The 18,914-nt window shown below is 70.5% G+C and carries 15 protein-coding genes, 1 tRNA gene and 1 pseudogene; 11 read left to right on the top strand and 6 right to left on the bottom strand.

The genetic code is table 11. The features are described from left to right. Positions 1-48: 48 nt before the first annotated feature. Positions 49-1,014, bottom strand: a complete 966-nt coding sequence (locus tag MXD62_RS17535) for a helix-turn-helix domain-containing protein (RefSeq protein WP_248830613.1) — start codon at positions 1,012-1,014, stop codon at positions 49-51. A gap of 239 nt (positions 1,015-1,253) precedes the next feature. Between MXD62_RS17535 and MXD62_RS17530 the strand changes: the two genes are divergently transcribed. The 7 genes from MXD62_RS17530 (at position 1,254) to MXD62_RS39775 (ending at position 11,541) form a co-directional block, all read left to right on the top strand. Further along, positions 1,254-2,108 carry a TauD/TfdA family dioxygenase gene (locus MXD62_RS17530; protein WP_248830612.1) on the top strand — a complete coding sequence of 285 codons (855 nt, stop codon included), beginning with the start codon at positions 1,254-1,256 and terminating at the stop codon, positions 2,106-2,108. 82 nt (positions 2,109-2,190) lie between these two features. Continuing rightward, positions 2,191-3,279 (top strand): ABC transporter substrate-binding protein, encoded by a 1,089-nt coding sequence (locus MXD62_RS17525; protein ID WP_248830611.1) that lies wholly within the window; start codon positions 2,191-2,193, stop codon positions 3,277-3,279. Continuing rightward, a complete protein-coding gene (locus tag MXD62_RS17520; protein WP_248830610.1) occupies positions 3,276-4,223 on the top strand; it encodes an ABC transporter permease in 948 nt (315 codons plus the stop codon). Before MXD62_RS17525 ends, MXD62_RS17520 begins: the two co-directional genes overlap by 4 nt. Before the next feature lie 110 nt (positions 4,224-4,333). Beyond that, complete coding sequence (locus MXD62_RS17515) at positions 4,334-5,128, top strand: ABC transporter ATP-binding protein (protein ID WP_248830621.1); 795 nt, start codon at positions 4,334-4,336, stop codon at positions 5,126-5,128. Between the two features lie 198 nt (positions 5,129-5,326). Further along, complete coding sequence (locus tag MXD62_RS17510) at positions 5,327-8,002, top strand: FAD/NAD(P)-binding protein (RefSeq protein WP_248830609.1); 2,676 nt, start codon at positions 5,327-5,329, stop codon at positions 8,000-8,002. Positions 8,003-8,344: 342 nt separating this feature from the next. Further along, entirely contained in the window at positions 8,345-9,883 is a 1,539-nt protein-coding gene (locus tag MXD62_RS17505) for a serine/threonine-protein kinase (RefSeq protein WP_248830608.1), read from the top strand. A 428-nt stretch (positions 9,884-10,311) separates the two neighbouring features. Next, on the top strand, positions 10,312-11,541 hold the full coding sequence (locus tag MXD62_RS39775; RefSeq protein WP_308301276.1) for a SpoIIE family protein phosphatase: 1,230 nt from the start codon (positions 10,312-10,314) through the stop codon (positions 11,539-11,541). A gap of 118 nt (positions 11,542-11,659) precedes the next feature. Here MXD62_RS39775 and MXD62_RS17495 read toward each other — a convergent pair whose 3' ends face one another. Further along, positions 11,660-12,370: an alpha/beta hydrolase gene (locus MXD62_RS17495; RefSeq protein ID WP_248830595.1), complete on the bottom strand. Its 711-nt coding sequence runs from the start codon at positions 12,368-12,370 to the stop codon at positions 11,660-11,662. Between the two features lie 76 nt (positions 12,371-12,446). Between MXD62_RS17495 and MXD62_RS17490 the strand changes: the two genes are divergently transcribed. Next, complete coding sequence (locus MXD62_RS17490) at positions 12,447-13,055, top strand: TetR/AcrR family transcriptional regulator (RefSeq protein WP_248830587.1); 609 nt, start codon at positions 12,447-12,449, stop codon at positions 13,053-13,055. An 808-nt stretch (positions 13,056-13,863) separates the two neighbouring features. On the opposite strand, the gene MXD62_RS17485 is transcribed toward MXD62_RS17490, so the two are convergent. Further along, entirely contained in the window at positions 13,864-14,478 is a 615-nt protein-coding gene (locus MXD62_RS17485; RefSeq protein WP_248830585.1) for a dihydrofolate reductase family protein, read from the bottom strand. Between the two features lie 411 nt (positions 14,479-14,889). Here MXD62_RS17485 and MXD62_RS17480 point away from each other — a divergent pair. Together MXD62_RS17480 and MXD62_RS40730 are read left to right on the top strand one after the other, a co-directional pair. Further along, positions 14,890-14,974 (top strand) — tRNA-Leu (locus MXD62_RS17480). A gap of 567 nt (positions 14,975-15,541) precedes the next feature. Then, positions 15,542-16,081, top strand: coding sequence for a transposase (locus MXD62_RS40730; RefSeq protein WP_368862415.1), 540 nt, complete (start codon positions 15,542-15,544; stop codon positions 16,079-16,081). Here the strand turns inward: MXD62_RS40730 and MXD62_RS17475 are convergent. Together MXD62_RS17475 and MXD62_RS17470 are read right to left on the bottom strand one after the other, a co-directional pair. After that, the gene (locus MXD62_RS17475) at positions 16,054-16,728 is read right to left on the bottom strand and encodes a hypothetical protein (RefSeq protein ID WP_248830576.1); all 675 of its coding nucleotides are present in this window, start codon (positions 16,726-16,728) and stop codon (positions 16,054-16,056) included. The genes MXD62_RS40730 and MXD62_RS17475 overlap by 28 nt on opposite strands. Positions 16,729-16,865: 137 nt before the next feature. Beyond that, on the bottom strand, positions 16,866-17,126 hold the full coding sequence (locus tag MXD62_RS17470) for a toll/interleukin-1 receptor domain-containing protein (RefSeq protein ID WP_248830620.1): 261 nt from the start codon (positions 17,124-17,126) through the stop codon (positions 16,866-16,868). A 202-nt stretch (positions 17,127-17,328) separates the two neighbouring features. On the opposite strand from MXD62_RS17470, the gene uppS reads away from it, so the two are divergent. After that, positions 17,329-18,105, top strand: a complete 777-nt coding sequence (gene uppS, locus MXD62_RS17465) for a polyprenyl diphosphate synthase (RefSeq protein WP_248830574.1) — start codon at positions 17,329-17,331, stop codon at positions 18,103-18,105. A gap of 215 nt (positions 18,106-18,320) precedes the next feature. Here uppS and MXD62_RS17460 read toward each other — a convergent pair. Then, positions 18,321-18,853, bottom strand: a pseudogene (locus tag MXD62_RS17460) (transposase); the annotation flags it as partial. Between the last annotated feature and the right edge of the window lie 61 nt (positions 18,854-18,914).

The raw sequence follows: 18,914 nt of genomic DNA, 5'->3' as shown, positions 1-18,914 counted from the left end.
TGGCCTGGTGATGGCCGCGAGGCTTCGGTCAGGAGGGCGGGATTCGACTCAGTACTGTTCCGCGGACGTCCGACTCGGAGCTCCAGAGGCAGGGTAGCTGTGGGGAAACGCTCCGCGCAGACGGCGGGTCGTCTCTGCCGTCCTCGCGGCCAGCTCCACGCCGATGACGTTGATCGCCTCGCCCCGCAGCGCCTCGCCGCCGATGTGCAGGAAGACCATGAAGCGGGTATGACCGGAGCTGTCGAATACCGGCGCGCCGATCAGTCCGACGGCATACGTGTGGTCCCCGGCGATGGGGCCGATGCCGTACTCGCGGTCGCCCAGGACCGCGTCGACAAGTTCGTCCGCACGCGGCGGCCGGTCGGCCTTACCGTTCGCGTCCTCCTCGACCGACCGGACCACGCCGCGCGAGAGCAGGCCGGTCCCCTCGACGCCGTAGCCCCGGCGCCGGGTCTCCGCCATGAGCCCGGCCAGGTCGGTGTGCCGCGTGACCCGGGTCGTGCGGGCGAGCCAGGCGTCGCGGACCTCGTCCGGCGCCCACGCCGCGAACAGCAGCCCGTACGGAGGGGCGAACGGGTAGCGGATGCCGATCACTGTCTCGACGAAGCGCTCCGAGGGGCCGAACCGATGGGCCATGACGAGGCCGTCGTGGTCGCGCATGTGGATCGAGCATCCGTAGCCGAGTGCCTTGACCAGCGGTCCGAGCTCGTGGGCCAGGGTGCGCAGGGCGGGGAACCTGGCGTCGGCGGCCATGCCGAGAGCGAGCAGCGCGGGGCCGGGCGTGTAGCTCTTGTCGGTCTCGTCCCGGATCACCAGGGCGGAGTAGCGCAGCTCGTTGAGGATCGCGAGCGCGGTGCTCGGTACGAGGCCGAGTTCCCGGGCGATCTCTGCGAGCGTCCAGGACCTGTCCGGGCGGGCGCCGAGGAGCTCGAGGATGCCTATCACCCGGCGGGTCGGCGGAGACAGGCGGTCACCACGGGTGTCGGTGGCGGTGGTTGCGTTCTGTGCGGTCATCACTCCCGGTCCCATGTCACTCCCGGTCCGAGGTACCGGTGGCGCCCTGTGGCGCGCCGGGCCGCCCCGCCCCGCGGCATGCCGACTTCCCAGCCAGTCTGCCTGGTCCGCCCCGGGCGCGTACCGACGACGTGACCTTGACAGATCACGACAGGGGTTGCAAAGGTTCAATGCGCGTTGCAATATTGCAACGTCAAACTTCACTTCATCGATCGAGATTGCCGGCTTTAGGAGGCAACGTGACCGCGCTCACGGCTCCCACCGATCTTCTGCGGGTCGAGCCCATCCACCCCACCATCGGCGCGGTGGTGCACGGCGTCGATGCCAAGCGGCCGCTCGACGACACGACCGTCGCCTTCGTCCGCCAAGCCCTGCTGGACCACAAGGCGATCTTCCTGCGCGGCCAGCATCTGGACCCGGCCGAGCACAGCCGGTTCGCCGAGCACTTCGGCGACCTGCAGCAGCACCCGATCGAGGCGATGGGAGGGGGCTACCCCGATCTCTCATGGCTCGCGGCGCGGGGCGTCCGAACCCGCGCCGAGGGCTGGCACTCCGACATGGCCTTCCTGCCGAACCCGCCGTTCGCCACGCTCCTGACGCTCCCGGTGATCCCGCCAGTGGGCGGAGACACGCTGTTCATCGATCTCGAGGCCGCCTACCTCGATCTCTCCGAGCCGGTACGCCGGTTGGTGGACGGACTGACCGTCGTCCACTACGCCGAGAACTTCCAGGACTGGGCGTGGGGCCCGAACGTCGACGAGGCCCGGCGCAACCAGATCCTGTCCTGGGCGGCCCGTCCGGTCGAGCACCCGCTGGTACGGGTGCACCCGGAGACGGGGCGCAGGACGCTCTTCGCCGTCACCGGCTTCGCTCGCCGGATCAAGGGGCTGAGCGAGGAGGAGAGCGACGGCATCCTGGGGCTGCTCGCCGCGCACGTGTCCCGCACCGAGTACGTCGTGCGATTCAAGTGGAGCGCCGGTGACATCGCCTTCTGGGACAACCGGGCGGTGCTGCACCGGGCCGCCATCGACTTCGGTGACGGCCCGCGGCCACTGCAGCGCGTGACCATCGCCGAGTTCGCGACCAGCCGGTAATGGACGACACCACGCGGACGGCGCGCCGCGTGGCCCTCGCCGCCCTCGCAATCACCCGATGACGATTACTGAAAGAACTCCTGTGCATATCAAGAAAACTGCCGGTCGCCGGGCCCCGGCCCGGCGGACCCGACACGCCTCAGGTTCGCTGATCGCCGTGCTGGTCGCGTTGGTAGCGGTGTTCGCCGCGGCCTGCGGCGACGAGAACGAACCGGTGGACCCGGCCGGGCCAGCCGCGTCCACCGGCGCGGTCGACCTCACCGGTGTCACGCTCCGCGTCGGCGACCAGATCAGCATGCTCCGGTCGCAGCTGGAGGCGGCCGGCGAGCTCGACGGCACCCCGTACAAGGTCGAGTGGAGCCAGTTCCAGGGCGGACCCACGGTCATCGCCGCGCAGACCGGCGGCGACATCGACCTCGGGACGATGGGCGAGACCCCGGTGGTCTTCGCCCAGGCGGCGGACAGCCCGGTGAAGGTCGTCGGCGTGTCGAAGATCGCCGATCCGGCCAAGTACAACTTCGCGCTGATCGTGAAGAAGGACTCCCCCATCCGCACGCTCGCGGACCTGAAGGGAAGGAAGATCCTCAACTCCCAGGGCACCGTGGCGCAGTACCTGGTCGGCCGGGCACTGGAGAAGGCCGGTCTGACGGCGGAGGACGTCGAGCTCGTCACCATGCAGCAGGGCGGGCAGGCCGCCTACGACCGGGGCGACGTCGACGTCGTCGGCATCGGTGGGGCTCCCCTGGTGACCACTCTGGCCAAGAACGACGACCAGGTCCTCGTCTCCAGCAACGGGCTGCTGCCGGGCTTCAACTACCTCGTCGCCCGCGACGGCGCGCTCGCCGACCCGGAGCTCAGCGCCGCGATCGGGGACTTCCTCGGCCGGGTCGCCCGGGCCCAGGACTGGTACAACGCCCACCCGGACGAGGCCGCCGGAGTCGTCAAGTCGATCTACAAGGTGGATGACGCGATCGCCCGAGGCATCGTCACGCTCGCGCCGTCCCAGTACGTGCCAATCGACGAGACCATCATCGGCGCCCACCAGGCGGAGGCCGACTTCTTCGCCGGGGAGGGCGTCCTGAAGACGGATCTCGACGTCTCGAAGGTCTTCGACGACCGCTACAACACGATCGTCACCGAGGTGGCCCAGAGGCGGACCGGTAAGTCATGACCCACCGGCCCGCCCCGGGGGCAGCCCTGGCCACCCCCGCGCCCCTGCCGACATCCACAGCCGCACCCGGGCCCGCCGCACCAGCACCGGTCCCGGGGGTCTCGGACACCTCGGCGCCCGCCTTCGCACCCCCGGCTCCCGGCCTCGTCCGCCCCCGGGCGACCCGGCGGCGCATGCACGGCCAGGGCGTCTCGCTCGCCCTGCGGGCGCTGCTGCCGCTGGCCCTGTTCGGCCTGTGGTGGTGGGGCACCGGGACGGGCTGGATCTCCCGGAACGTGCTGGTCTCACCGCCCCAGGTCGTCGAGACGTTCGCCGACCTGGTCACCGAGGACGCGCTGTTCCATCAGGTGTGGGTCTCGCTCAGCCTGTCATTGCGGGGCGCGCTGATCGGGGCCGGCCTCGGGCTGCTGCTCGGCACCGTCGCCGGGCTGTGGCGCATCGGTGAGGAGCTGCTCGACGCGACGCTGCAGATGCTGCGCACCATCCCGTTCCTCGCGGTGGTGCCGCTGTTCATCGTCTGGCTGGGCATCAGCGACCTGCCGAAGGTCCTGCTGATCTCGCTGGCGACGTTGTTCCCGATGTACCTGAACACCTACAACGGCGTCCGCAACGTCGACCGGCGGATCATCGAGGCGATGGACGTGTTCGGGCTGCGCGGAGCGCGACTGGTCGCAAAGGTGATCATTCCGTTGGCGCTGCCGTCCATCCTCACCGGTCTGCGCTACTGCCTGGGCATCTCCGTTCTCGCCCTGATCGCCGCCGAGCAGATCAACTCCAGTGCCGGTCTCGGCTACCTCATGTACCAGGCACAGTCGCTCCAGCAGGTCGACATCCTCGTCGTCGTGCTGGCGATCTACGCGATCCTCGGCCTGCTCTCCGACCTCGTCGTCCGCGTCCTCGAACGGGTCCTCATGCCGTGGCACCGGGGGGTGGCCGTCCGATGACCGCCACCGCGCCTCCATCGACACCGCCGGGCACGGACACGGACATCGACACAGCCACGGAGATCGACGAGGCCATGGGCACGGACGCGGCCACGGGCACGGCGCCGGTGATGGGTGGCGTCACCGGCGGTCCCGGGGGCGGTTCCGATGCCGGGAGGGACGTCAGGCAGGTCGCCGTGCAGGTCCGGGACGTGCGCAAGACCTTCGCCCGCCCGGTGCTCGACGGGGTCGGCCTCGACATCCACGCCGGCGAGTTCGTCGCGCTGCTCGGCGCCAGCGGCAGTGGCAAGACGACTCTGCTGCGCCTCCTCGCCGGTCTGGAGTCCGCCGACAGCGGCACGATCTGGGTTCCCCCGACCCGCACCGTGGTCTTCCAGGAGCCCCGGCTGGTGCCGTCGCAGCGGGTCTGGCGCAACGTCGTCGTCGGCCAGCGCGGCCGACGCGGCGCCCGCGCCGCCGCCCGCGCCGCGCTCGCCGAGGTCGGGCTGGAGAACTGGGAGAACGCCTGGCCGGCCACCCTCTCCGGCGGCCAGGCCCAACGGGTGGCCCTCGCCCGCGCGCTCGTTCGGGAACCGCGACTACTGCTCCTCGACGAGCCGTTCGCCGCCCTCGACGCGCTGACCCGGATCAGGATGCGCCAGCTCATCGGTGACCTGTGTGCCCGGCACCGCCCGGCCGTCCTTCTGGTCACCCACGACGTCGACGAGGCCATCGTGCTGGCCGACCGCGTCGTCGTCCTCACCGACGGCAGGATCTCTCTGGACCGCCGGGTGGACCTGCCCCGTCCACGTACTGTCGGCGCCCCCGGCTTCGCGGACTTCCACCGCCTGCTGCTCGCCGAGCTGGGAGTCCACGAGCCAGGGCAGGCCGACGGCGAGGCTGGCGGCCCGTTCGACCGGAGGTGACACCCCGCTACCCGGGCGTGCCGACCGCCGGTTCTGTCTCGCCCGGCGCGAGGCCGGGAGGACCGCACCGCCAATGTAACGGTCTGTCGTTCTAAACCACGGCCCGCCCCACCCGGGCCTAACCTGGTATTGACCGGAATGGTCGGGGAAGGAGATCTCCATGCCCAGGTGTCCGCACGCATACTGTCGACGGTCCCGATGAGCGCGCCGGTGGTCGTCGCGGTGGTGGGTGGCGGGGCGAGCGGTTGCCTCGCGACCACCCAGTTGGCAAGGTCCGTGGCGGTTACCGGCCGCAGGTTCACAATATTGCTCGTCGAGCCGGACGGCGTCGGTGAGGGCCTGGCTTATCGGACCCGAGATCCACGGCACCGGCTCAATGTCCCCGCCGCGAAGATGAGCGCGTTCGATGACGACCCGCAGCACTTCCTGCGCTGGCTTCGCCGGCACGTGGCGGTCGACTTTCCGTCCGGTGGCTTCGCGCCCCGCCAGTTCTACGCCGACTACCTCCGCCACACGCTGGAGGAGACGCTGCGCGCCGCGACCGGGGTGCGCTACGAGCGGGTGTGCGCCCGCGCGACGGACGTCCGCCGGCACGGCCGCCGGCTGCGGCTGACGCTCGACGACGGGACCAGCCACCCGGTCGACGCCGTCGTCCTCGCGCTCGGACACGGCGCGCCGACGGCGTCGTGGGCTCCGCCGGCGCTGGCCCGGTCGCCTCGGTTCGTTGCCGATCCGTGGCGGGCGGATGCCCAGCCGCACGTCCCGGCCGGCAGCGACGTGCTGCTCGTCGGCGCGGGCCTGACCATGGCCGACATGGCCCAGCGCTGGAGCCGGGCCGGCGTGCGCCTGCACGTCACCTCGCGTCACGGGCTGCTTCCGCTCCCCCACGCGGTGAACCCGGCGCCGCCGCTCACCGCCCCGGAGCTGCCCGACGGTCCGGTGAGCCTCGCCCGGGCCCGCCACCTTGTCTTCGATCACATCCGCGCGGCCGGTGGCGACTGGCGGCGAGCCGTGGACGGGCTGCGCCCGGTGACGGCCGAGCTGTGGTCACGCCTGGACGCGGCCGCCCGATCGACCTTCGTCGCCACGACGATGCGGCGCTGGGACCAGGTCCGGCACCGCGTCGACCCCGCGGTCCACGCCTGGCTGGAGCAACGCCGCGCCGAGGGCTCGCTGGTCGTGCACGCCGCGCGGGTCGTCGACGCCCAGGAGACCGCGGCCGGCGTCGAGGTCTCGCTGAGTGACGGCTCCCGGGTACTCGCCGCGGCCGTGGTCAACTGCACCGGTGCGGGCGCCGGCGTGCGGACCAACCACGATCCCCTGGTCATGAACCTGCTCGCCTCCGGCCTGGCTACCCCGGACAGCCTGGACCTGGGCTTCGCCACCGAGGCGTCCGGGCGGCTGGTCACGGCCGACGGACCCCGGCCGGCGATCTGGGCCATCGGGCCGTTGCGGCGGGGGGAGCTGTGGGAGAGCACGGCGATCCCCGAGATCCGCGGCCAGGCGGCCGCGCTCGCCCGCGCCGTCGTGGCCGCCCTGCCCGGGCCACGGGTCGTCCGGCGGGTGCGCGACCCCTATGGCCTGCCCCTCACCGCCAGCCCGGAGGCGGCCGACCGCTATGTCGCCGGGCTCGGACAGATCCTGCGGGTGCGGTCCGGAGCCGAGACGCTGGTCGCCGAGGCGGTCGCGGCCGATCCCCAGTTCGCCCTCGGGCAGGCGGTGCTGGCCCTGCTAGGTGCCGAATGGGGCGCCGACGTCGACGTGGAGACGGCCCTGCGGGACGCGCAACGCCACGCCGCCCGGGCCGACGAGCGTGAGCGGCGCTTCATCGAGGTGGTCGCCGCTCGTATCCGCGAGCCGGGGGCCGGTTCGGCCGCGGCCCTGCTGAGCTACATCCAGGCATACCCGGAAGACGCCCTGGCCGTCAGCATCGCCGTGCCGACGATCGCGTTCAGCGGCGCGACGGAGATTCCGGCCGAGGCCTGGGCCCTGGTCGAAGGACTGGCGGCCGTCTACCGCGACGACTGGTGGTACCGGGGGCTGCTCGCCTTCACCCGCCAGGAGCAGGAGAACTGGGAGGAGGCGGCCGAGCTCGCCGCACTGGCGCTGGCCGTCGAACCGACCGCCGGCCACGCCGTTCACGCGAAGACCCACGTCCACTACGAGACCGGCGACCACGAGGCCGGGCTGGCCTGGTTGGACGGCTGGATCTCGACCTGCGGGTCGGACTCGTCGCACCGGGCGCACTTCGCCTGGCACGCGGCCCTGCACGAACTCGCGCTCGGTGACGACAGCGCGGCCCGGGCTCGTTTCTCGACCCAGCTCTCGCCGCCGGCCGTCTCCGGCGTCCGGGCACTGATCGACTCCGCGTCGCTGCTGTGGCGCGGCTTCGCGGCCGGCGCCTGGACGTCGGTGGAACTCGGACCGGTGCTGGAGACCGTCCCCGGAACGTTGCTCGTCGATCCGCCGACGCCCTTCGTCGGGCTGCACTCGGCGGTCGCCCTCGCCGCCGCGGGCGACTGCCGCCGACTCGCGCAACTGCGCCGGTCCGCCGCCGCCCGGACCAGCCCGGTGTTCACCGACACCGTCGCGCCACTGGCCGACGCCCTGATGCACCTCCTGCACGGTGATCCCGACCGGGCCACCGACGCGCTGATCGCCCTGCCCGGCGTCGAGCGGCTCGGCGGCAGCGCCGCCCAGCGCGAGATCGTCGAGGACACCACGATCTACTGCGCCATCCAGGCCAACCGACCCAACATCGCCCGGTCACTTCTGCAGACCCGACTCGAGCGCCGCTGCTCCCCCCGCGACGTCCACCGCCGTGCGCAGCTCCTCACCGGCCAGCAGGCCGCGCGCTCGTCGCCGACCGAGTGACCGGTGGAGGTCGACGGCGCCGCCCGACTGCTGAGCTGCTGAGCTGCTGACAGACGGCGAACGCGATGCCCTGCTTGCCGCGGCGGACAAGACGGGTCGGCCCGGCCCGTGACACTCGCCGAAGCCCGCGGGGTGTCGACGAGGCCGGGGCAGGCGGCGCTGACGTGGATCCCCTCGCGCCGCAAGGGCCGGACAGCGTACGGACCAGGCCCTCTGCGGCGTCGACCCGGAAGTCGACGCTCACCGGAAGCGGGACCTCGCGGGGATACGGCGTGAACTTGCGGGCATGTACGGCGGGTGCGCCCGGGGCGGGTGCGGCGACGTCGAGAGGCTGGGGCATCGGTGAAGGCGCTGCGCCACGGAGATCCTGCATCCGTCGGTCCGTTCCAGCTCGCCGCGCGGCTGGGCCGCGGCGGGATGGGTGTGGTCTACCTGGGAGTGGACGCCGCGGGCCGGCAGGCCGCCGTGAAGGTCCTGCGGGACGAGTACGCCGACGATCCGGACTTCGTCCGACGCTTCAGCAGGGAGGTGGCCGCGGCAGCGGCGATCGACAGCCCGCGGGTGGCGCGGCTACTCGATGCCGACCCCCAAGCGGAGCAGCCATGGCTGGCCGCGGAGTACGTCCCGGGATCCGACCTGCTGAGGGTGGTCGCCAGGCACGGTCCACTGCCGGCGGACCGTCTGCGGAGACTGGCGATCGAGCTGGCCTCGGCGCTGGTCGCCATCCATCAGGCCGGAGTGGTGCGCCGCGACCTGAAACCGGGCAACGTCATGCTGGCCCCCGACGGCGCGAAGGTCATCGACTTCGGCATTGCCGCCGGGCTCCCCGGCACCGTCACCGCGACCGGGGTGGTTCTCGGCAGCGTTGGATACATGGCCCCGGAGCTTCTCGACACAGCCGGCCGCCCCGGGCCCGCCGCGGACGTCTTCGCCCTGGGGCTCACCCTCGCCTACGCGGCCGCCGGGAGGGCTCCGTTCGGCGACGGTCCGCTTAGTTCCCTCCTCTACCGGACGGTCCATGCCGAGCCCGATCTGACGGCTCTCCCCCGGCATCTGCGAACGGTGGTCGCCGCGACAGTGCGCAAGCAGCCCGACTGCCGTCCGAGCGCGAGCCGCCTCCTCGGCGAGTTGTCCACCGCCTCGCCCGCAGGCGGACTCCCGACGGCGCCGATGGCAGAGCCAGCGGAGCCACCCGCAGAGCGTCTGGCCCAGGCTCCGCCGCCCCGGCGGGCCTCCCCCGCTGGTTCCTCGGCAGCCTCCTCGCCCCTGCTGTCCGCACGGTTCTCGATCGCGGGCCTGGACACCGTTCCCGACGGACTCGCCGCCTCCCCACCAGCCGAGCCGGCCACCGCGCACTGCGCTGCGGATGCGGGCGGCCGTAGGCGTCGCCGTGCGCTGGTGCCCGTCGCCGGGATGCTCGTCGCCCTCGCCGCTGCGGCCAGCCTGCTGGCGGCATCCGACCCTGAAACGGCGGTCCAGCCCCCCGCGGCCGCCCACGGCACCGCTCCCAAGGCCATGTACTCCTCGCCGCCGACCTCCCGCCCGTCGGCCGGCACAACCGCCCCGCCCGACGCCGCCGCGCCCGACGGCGAGTCCACGGTTGGGCAGGATGCCGGCTCCTCCGGCGGGGCCGCGTCCGCGCACACCACCGGGAGCGCCGCGACCAGCGCGCAAGGTGCCCCGGCCGTGACAGGTCAGCCAGTCGCCGCCGCCCCGGCGTCGGGCTGTGCCGCGTCCGGAACCGACGGGGCGGCCGCGGATGACGCTTGTGAGTCGGGCGAGGACGGCGGCGGCTCGCAGACCGCCGCCCGAAACAGGGGCCACGGTCCTCCGCCCTGGGCCGGTCAGCCAGGGGGGCCGGAGGCGCTACTCTCCCGCTGATCCCAGCCCTCAGGGTGTGCCTGCCAGGGGATATCATCCGCAAAGCCTGCTTCGGCCGATGCGGGGCCTGAAACGCCTCCGCTCGGTCCAGCGGCACCGGGCCGCGCCGCATGTATCACCCGAGCAGACGGGCTGGCAGTCAGTCGCGGAGTACGTGTGGTCGGCCGCCCAATCTGTACGGTTGCGTCCGCCGTGAACCAAACGTCGCCGATTCTTTGGAGGTCGGGAGCGGCGCCAGCGCCGACCGGCGGCAGGATTTGTCATCGGGAGCTGACCGCCGCGGCTACGGCGACGACATCATCGATCATTGCCCGGCCGACAGCCGCGGTGGCGGACTGCGCCAATGCGTCAGTGTCGGCGCATTCCGTCCTGCGGTTCTACCGTTGGGAGGTCAGATATCCGATGGTGCGTCGTCGAGGTGGTAGCGGGTGGGAGAGCCGAGGATCGACTATGAGGCCGTTTTTCGGGCTCTCCCCAGCCCGACCTTGCTACTGACCCCTGAATTGATCATACTTGCCGCCAACGAGGCATATCTTCGGGTATCGGGGCGTACGCGCGAGAACCTGCTGGGGCGCTACCTGTTCGACGCTTTCCCGGACAATCCGGAGTACCGGTCCGCGTCAGCGGTGCGCGCACTTGGCGCGTCGCTACGGCGAGTGCTGGCCACCGGGAAGCGCGACACCATGGCGGTCCAGCGTTACGACGTGGAGGCGCCAGGGCGTCCAAATGTGTTCGAGGAGCGGTACTGGAGCACGGTCAACACTCCGGTGCTTGATCCTGACGGGCAGGTGGCGTTGGTGGTGCACCGGGTGGAGGAGGCGACCGACCTCGTCCGCATGTGCGCCGGAGAAATGGGGGACGACCGGCAGCACACGCTGGAGGCGGAGCTGCTGGCCCGTGCTCGGGAGCTACACGAAGGCAACGAGCAGCTGCGTCGAACTCACGCTCGGGAACGCGAGGTGGCCCTGGCCCTCCAGGAAGCAATGCTGCCCACGCCCGCACTGACCGGGCGCGTCAAGGCGGCAGTGCGGTACCGGCCCGCCGCCAGCACGATGAACGTGTGCGGCGACTGGTACGAACTGGTGGAGCTGTCCGAGGACCGCGTCGCTGTGGCCGTGGGCGACGTCGTCGGCCACGGGCTGTCGGCCACGGGCACGATGGGCCAACTGCGCAGCGCACTGAGCGCCATGGTCCGAGTGGCCGACGGGCCCGCAGCCGCCCTGGACGTGCTGGACCTGTACGCACGGTCGGTAGAAGGCGCCGAGTCGACCACCGTCGTGCAGGCGGTCGCCGACTACGACACGCTCACCGTCACCTACAGTCGGGCAGGTCATCCGCCGCCGGCACTGGCGCACGTCGGCGGCGCCATCGAGTTCCTCGACCAGACCGTCGACCCGCCGCTGGGCGCGAGCCCGGAACACCTGCCCCGGTCCCAGGCCACCGCGACGTTCGCGGTCGGCGCCACGCTGACGCTGTATACCGACGGCCTGATCGAACGCCGCGGGGAGAACATCGACGTCGGGTTGTCCCGTCTTGCCGCCAGCCTCCGCCGCAACCCGGGACTCGATCCGGAGGCACTGGCCGATGCGCTGCTGGCCGAGGTGGGCGCGGACAGCGAGCCAGCCGACGACACCGCCGTCGTCGTCATCCGACTCTGATTGAACCGCCGGCGTGTCCGGGGCGCATCAGAGTCTCCGGACGCACCGGGGGGATTCATCCTGCGACACCCCGACTGTCGCTCACCTCGGATCCCTGGTCCTCGTCGCGAGGGCAGGCTCATCGGCGGGTGCCCTGCAGGCTCAGCAGCAGGTCGCCGACTGCGGCGGCCTGGGACAGGAAGGGGTGGTGGCCGGCGTCGAGCTCGACGACACGGCCGGCTCTGCGGGCGAACTCGCGCTGTAGCCGGGCAGGGGTGCCCTTGTCCTGGGTGCACACGAGGTAGGTGGAGGGCACATGGTGCCAGGCGGCCGCCCCGACCGGCTGCCCGGTCACCTGGACGCTCTGCCGGGTGAGGTGGGCCGGCGCCTGTGTCTGGACGTCGGAGTCACAGTCCTGCAGGAACGTGTCCACGAGCAGTTCGGGGCGGACCCCGAACGTCCCGGTGTCGGGGTCGACGTCCAGGAACGGGGCGGGGGTGCCGTCGCCGAACTCCGACAGGCTCTGCCCGATCTCGGGTAGATAGCTGGAGACCAGCACCAGATGGCGCACCGAGCCGACCCCCGCGGCGGCCTCGGCGGCCACGATGCCGCCGTAGCTGTGGGCGACCACGATGGTGGGTGCGTCGCCGTCCCGCAGCACCTGCCGCACGGCGGCCACGTCCTCGGTCAGCCCCGGCCCGCCGGCCCCTGGTGGCACGCCCGCCTCACCGCAGCTCGGGAGGGCCGGGGACACGCTGGCCACCCCACGCTCCTGCAGCAGCCGCGCCGCGCGGTGCCACCACCACGACCCGTCCCGCACGCACGCCCCGTGCACGAACACGACTCTCATCGCCACCTCCGCGTCTACCTTGGCTACGTCCCGATCGACGGTAGACGTAGCAGTTGTTACGCGAAAAGATGCGGCGATGGGACGGCGGCGACAGCCAGAGATCAAGCTGCGGCTGCTCGACGCGTGCACCGACTACGCACTCGAGCACGGCCTCCCCGACCGGCTCGAGCCGCTGGCCTGCGCCGCTGGCACCTCGGCCCGCATGCTGATCTACCACTTCGGCACCCGCGACGCCCTGTTACGGGCCGTCCTCGGGCACGCGCGGCAACGCCAGCTCGACACCTTCGGCGCCCTCCTGCGCGCACGACCCGACGAGCCCTACACCACCACGCTGAACAACGCCTGGACCTCGATGACCGGCCCGGACGGACAGCCGTTCCTACAAATGTTCGGTCAGCTGCGGGAGAGCTCGGTGCAGCAACTGTGGCCCGACTTCCGCCGTACCGCGACGACCGACTGGCTCGGGCCGCTCGCGGACGGCCTGCGCAGCATCGGCCGTGAGGAGCTCGCGACTCTCGTCCTCGCGGTCATCCGCGGCCTCCTCATGGACCTCGACGCCACAGCCGACACCACCCGCACCGATCGAGCGTTCCACCACTTCCTCGGCACACTTGATCGCCAGAACGGTGGCGAACGCTCACCGGCCCGCCGTGCCTCCGAACGAGCTAGTGGTCGTCGCCGTTAGTTCGCCGGTGATCGGCGGTATCGGGTAGGTAGATGCCGGCGGCGAGATCGAGGGCCGCTTCAGCGGTACCGGTCCAGGATCCGTCGGGCAGGACGCGGGCCAGGCCTCGGCCGCGTGGGCGGTCAGCCGCTGACGCAGGGAGATCTTCGTCGATTCCGGGATACCAGCCACGGCCCTGATTGTGGCTGGCCGTTGAGGGCTGGCTGCCCGTGGGGCGCGACCAGCCCGGTAGGACGTGGACGGTGCCACGCCACGCCGTTGCGATCACACTGACCGACACCGACCAGGAGACGCTGAGCGGCCGTGCCCGCTCGGCGACCACACCCAGGCGGGACTGGCTACGTGCCGTGATCGTGCTGGCCGCGGCCGGCGGAACGGGTAACACCGCGATCGCCGCCGGCCTCGGGGTCTGCGAGGACACGGGTCAGCAAGTGACGAGGCCGGTTCGCCCGCGAGGGCCTGGCGGGGTTGACCGACCGGCGCCGCTCAGGCCGGCCAGCCCGGTTCAGCGCGGTGCAGGTCGGGCGAGGTCAAGGCGCTGGCGTGCACCCGGCCCGCTGATGTCGGCGCACCGCTGGAACGCTGGTCGACCAGCGAGCTCGCCACCCACGCCAGCCGCCAGGGCGTACGTCCCGGCCGCGGGGGTCGAGGACGCAGGTAAAAGAGGACTGGAATGCCCAGCGGGGGCCTGCTCGACCCGCCAGTAGTCCTGGATTCCAGTCCTCGCGTACTGCTCGGCCTCACACCACGTTTACTGCGGCGGGCGCCGTCCTGTTTCAGGAACCGACCCCACACCCTGGCCGCGCGGCTACTTCCCTGCGGGCACCTGGTCCTTGACCTGGTCGTAGCCGACCTTGGTGGGCGCATCAGCCGGCGAGTAGATCATGCGGATCACGCCCGTCGGGAACGCCTCCGTCGCCGTCACCTTCAGGTGGTACGGCGTGTCGCCATCGTCGAACAACCGGCGGCCCTTGCGTGCCGCCACCGGGTGCACCAGCAGGCGGAGCTCGTCGACCAGCCCCGCGGCGAGCAGTTGCCGCACCACGGAGATCGAGCCGGGGATCAGGATGCCCCTGATGCCGGCATCAGCCTTGAGTGCGGTGACGGCCTCGACGACGTCGCCCTCGACCAGCTCGCAGTTGCGCCAGGAGAACTCGAGCGGCTGACGCGAGACGATCACCTTGCGGACGTCCCCGAGCTGCTTGGCGAACGGCGCGTCCTCGCCGCCCGCCGCCTCGCGGGCGGGCCATGCCCCGGCGAAGCTGTCGTAGGTCACGCGACCAATGAGCAGCACGTCGGAGGTGTCGTAGTCCTCGGCGACGGCGCGGCCCATGTTCTCGTCGAAGTACGGGAAGTGCCAGTCGGGGTCGATCTCAGCCACGCCGTCGGCGGAGATGAACAGAGTGGAGATGACCTTGGCCATGGCGGTGGTCCCTTCAAGTCAGGTGGTGTCCCGGTAGGTAGACCGGCGCGGCAGCCACATCTCATCGGCCGGCCACGGATCAGCCCAGCCGGTCGCCTATGTCCCGGCCCACACGTTGATGCTGAGCTCGCGAATCCGTCCCGGCTCTCCGCGAGCGCGCTGTGTCTATCGGGGACAGTCCCGGCACGAGAAGGGGCGTCGGACGTCCTGCTCGAAGGAGGTCGGACGATCGGAGGCCAGAGGCCGGCCGCCCGCTGATGGCATGGGAGGCCGGCTGGTGCGGCGGTCGGAGGCCGCGCCGTCGATCCTCGGTCAGTGCTTGATCGCCCGGTGGTCGGGCGTAGCGTCAGTCGCCGTCGCGACCGTGTAGAGTCACCCGTGGTGCGGGCGAGCAGCCCAGAACCACCACTCGTCCGGGTGGCGGAATGGTAGACGCGCTAGCTTGAGGTGCTAGTGCCCTTTGCGGGGCGTGGGGGTTCAAGTCCCCCCTCGGACACTATGGGTAATCAATTGGCTACTTAATGTAGCTTCTTTTCCTGTGTAAATTTCGCGCTCTGTGGTCTGGCGGGCCCTGTTGTGTTGTGGGGAGCTGGCCATGCCAGCGTCCCCGTGTGTGGCGGTCAGAGGGCGGTAGCGCGGTTATAGCGGCCGCGACGGACATTCTGGACCAGGGCATGCTCTGAGCCGCGTGGGTAGACAGGTGCCGTGTCGGTAGTGGCCTCGACCGGCCGACGCCCGTGCGGCAACGCCTGTGGGGTGTCCGAACTCGGCCACCAGTGTTGACCTAGGCGGCTCGTTCGTATTCGTTGATTAGTGGTGGTTTGTTGAACCCGGTTTGGTAGGGCCTGATCGCTGGCTGCCTGTGAGAGGGGGCCGGTGATGACCAAGCGTGTGGCCTGCCCGCCGGCACCGGGTCCGTTGGAGGACTACGCGGCCCGGTTCGATGATGTGTTCTCGGCGGTGGCGCAGCGGCGGGGGTTCCGGGAGTACCTGACCGGGCTGTTGGCGGCGCGGGATCGGAACGAGACACGGACCTGCCTGGCCGGGGCCGAGCCGGTGGTCGGTGGTCGGTGCGCAGCATCCGGCGGTGCAGCGGCTGCAGTTCTTCCTGTCGGAGTCGGTGTGGGACCCCGAGAAAGTCAACACCCGGCGGCTGGAGCTGCTGCGGGCTGATCCGGCCACCGCCCCGCACCCGGGCGGGGTACTGGTCGTCGACGACTCCGGGGACCGCAAGGACGGCACGGCCACCGCCCATGTGGGCCGTCAGTGGCTGGGCCGGTACGGCAAGACCGACAGCGCCATGGTCACGGTGAGCACGCTGTGGGCGGACGAACGAGTCTACCATCTAGTTCCTCGGGTATCCGCCCAGCTCGGACCAGTTCCACCATCTGCCGGCGGAACTCCTCGGTGTACGGCGGTTTTGATCTTGGCACATGCACTCTTCCCCGGGACAATTATCCCAAAGAGTCCAGGTGTGAACAGGAACGGGTCAACCTCACAGGTCGCATGCGCGACGGGAGGCCTTCGGCTGCCAGTCCGAGCTCGAGCGGGCATCGACGAACGTGGCAGTTGCGCTCAGCGGCCCAGCCGGTATCGGAGGTAATCCGGGTGGGCCGCACCGCCCTCGATGCAGTTCTCGTCGAGACCGTTGAAGATCCGCAGACAGTCCCCGGCGAAGGCGAACTCCACTGCCACCGTTCCAGCCGCCATGTCGAACGCGGCCGGCCGCCACTCAAGCAGCGCGACCTCGCGCAGTTCCTGGCCGACGAGCGGTTCGAGGCGTTCATCGCGGTGAGACCACTCCGGCGTGAACTCGGACCACTCCCACCCGGTAATGGCCGCCGCGGGGTCGATCGTGTCCCAGCCCACCGAGAGCTCGTCGAACTTGCAGTGGCACACCTCCACCTGGACGCCGTCGAAGTCCAGCACCACCGGGCAGTCGGCAAACCACTCTCCGTCCTCGACGAAACGCACCATGGCGAACCCCGTCAACGGCCGGCCAGCGAGCATCGCCAGACGTGAACCATGCGCCTGCCGAACCGCCTCGATGCCGACCAGGAAGGACGGCTCGAAGCCAGAGATCCCCAGGTCCACAGCAGCTGAGTGTCCCGGCCAGCGGCCCAACGGGCCAACGCATATTCGAGCAGCCGGGCCCTCGGCGGCACTTGACACCTCGGATCCCATAGAGACGCCAAAATGATCAAAAGACAGATGTGCGGCCGTGTCGGCGTCGACCTGCTCCGCAAGCACGCCCTCCCGCCCGCATGATCAGGAACGGAGCTGGGAGCTCCACAAGATCGGCGTCAGAAACCCGTTCTCACCTACGAAGCCAGCCGAACAAGTCGCACACGACCAGGGTGCGTAGCAGCCCTGGTCGGTCAGAGTCCTCAAGGTCTTCTGCCCGTACGGCCCGGCATTCCTGACCTCCGTAGACGTAACGTAGGCTGGCTGCCGACAGTAACACCACCATCCGCCGGGCATACCTCACCCCTGCTCCATGCTGAACATCCAGTTCGACCCGGCACGAAGTCCCACGCCTGGATCAAAACCCGGGGGCCGGCGTCCTCCAGCTGCCAGGCCACCCACTCTGCCCATCGCCGGTCCGCGGCCGTGTAAAAGATGAAGAAATCCCACGTCCGCGGCCCCATACCCGCCACACCACTAATCCTCGCGCCGACACCTCCCTACTGGTGTGCCCCGCCTCTTCCAAACCGGGACCGACAGCAGCGGGCTCCGGACGCACCCACCGTCCCGCTCTGTCCCAACCCGCGCAGCACCGCGGGAACGCCCTGGATGGACGGGACCGGCGGAACTAGGACCGCGGCGGACAGGCGGGCATAGATTCAGGCTATGTCAATACGCGATCTTGCCTACACCGTGTACGCCCGTCGGCTCCGCGCGTCGCTCAAGGGAGCCGCGCTACCAAGGCACGTTGGCCTGATCATGGACGGCAACCGCCGCTGGGCCCGCCAGATGGGGATGGCCAATCCCAGCCTCGGCCACAAGTTCGGCGCCGACCATGTCGAGGACGTGCTGTCGTGGTGCGAGGCGGCCGGGATCAAGCACGTGACCGTCTTCGTCTGCTCCACCGAGAACCTGGCCCACCGCGAGGATGCCGAGATCGCGTTCCTCATGAGGGTCATCGAGCAGGTTGTCTCCGACAAGATCGCGACTCCCGATCCGGCGTGGCAGATGCACATCGCGGGGCTGCTCGACGCGCTGCCGGACAGCACGGCCCGCGCGCTCAAGAACGCCGAGGAGGTCACCCGATCCTGCTCGACGGGGGCGCATGTCACCCTCGCCGTGGGGTACGGCGGCCGGCAGGAGGTCGTCGACGCGTTCCGGGCCCTCCTGCACGAGCAGGCCGAGACGGGCGCCTCGCTGGCCGACCTGGCCGAGACCCTCACCGCCGAGGACGTCGCCCGCCACCTCTACACGGCCGGCCAGCCCGACCCCGACCTGGTCATCCGCACCAGCGGCGAGCAGCGCATGTCGAACTTCCTGCTCTGGCAGAGCGCGTACTCCGAGCTGTACTTCTGCGAGGCGTACTGGCCCGCGTTCCGCGAGATCGACTTCCTACGGGCACTGCGCAGCTACGCCGCCCGTGGTCGTCGCCACGGCGCCTAACCTGGCGGCTTCCCGACGACCTGCCGGCTCTGCCGCCGGCTCGCCGCCCGGTGCCACCGCCAGCGCGCGAATCAAGGGCATACGCGGCTCTGCGAGGTCCAGCCCTCTGTACAAGCCGCCCTGAACTCCGAGCCATAACACCAAGTGGCGATTTGGAAGGTCGAACTGGGAGTGTCCGACTATCGGTGGAGCGGTTGTGGCGGTCGGTGATGGGGTTAGTTGGTGGTGGTCGGGGTCAGGCGGCCCTCGAAGGTGATCGCGAGGGCGTTGAGGGCGGGCTTCCATCTGATGATCCAGCGGGCCCGACCTCGGCCTGTGGGGTCCAGGGACCGGGTGACCAGGTAGAGGCACTTGAGCGCGACCTCTTCGCTGGGGAAGTGGCCGCGGGCGCGGACAGCGCGCCGCGGGCGTTCAGGGGCTCGATCACGTTGGTCGTGCAGATCACCTTCCGTATCTCTACGTCGTAGTCGAGGAACGGGATGAATTCCTCCCAGACGTTGCGCCACAGGCGAATGATGGCCGGGTAGCGGTCGCCCCAGGTTTCGGTGAACTCGACGAACCGCGCCTCGGTCGCGGCGACGGTCGGCGCCGCGTACACCGGCTTGGAATTCTTGGAAATTTTTTCCCAGTCCTGCCGGCCGGCGTACCAGAACGAGTTTCTGAGCAGGTGAATGACACATGCCTGGACGGTGACCAGCGGCCAGACTGTGGTGATGGATTCCGGGAGGCCTTTGAGGTGGGGCCCGTTCTTCGGACAGTGATCCCTATGAGGGATAATTGATCCGTGAACGGAGGAGATCAATGAGTCA

The sequence above is a fragment of the Frankia sp. Mgl5 genome (assembly GCF_023242985.1).
In the GTDB taxonomy this organism is placed as follows: domain Bacteria; phylum Actinomycetota; class Actinomycetes; order Frankiales; family Frankiaceae; genus Parafrankia; species Parafrankia soli.
Note: the sequence above shows the minus strand (reverse complement) of the source record. Positions and strands in the feature narration are given on the sequence as shown.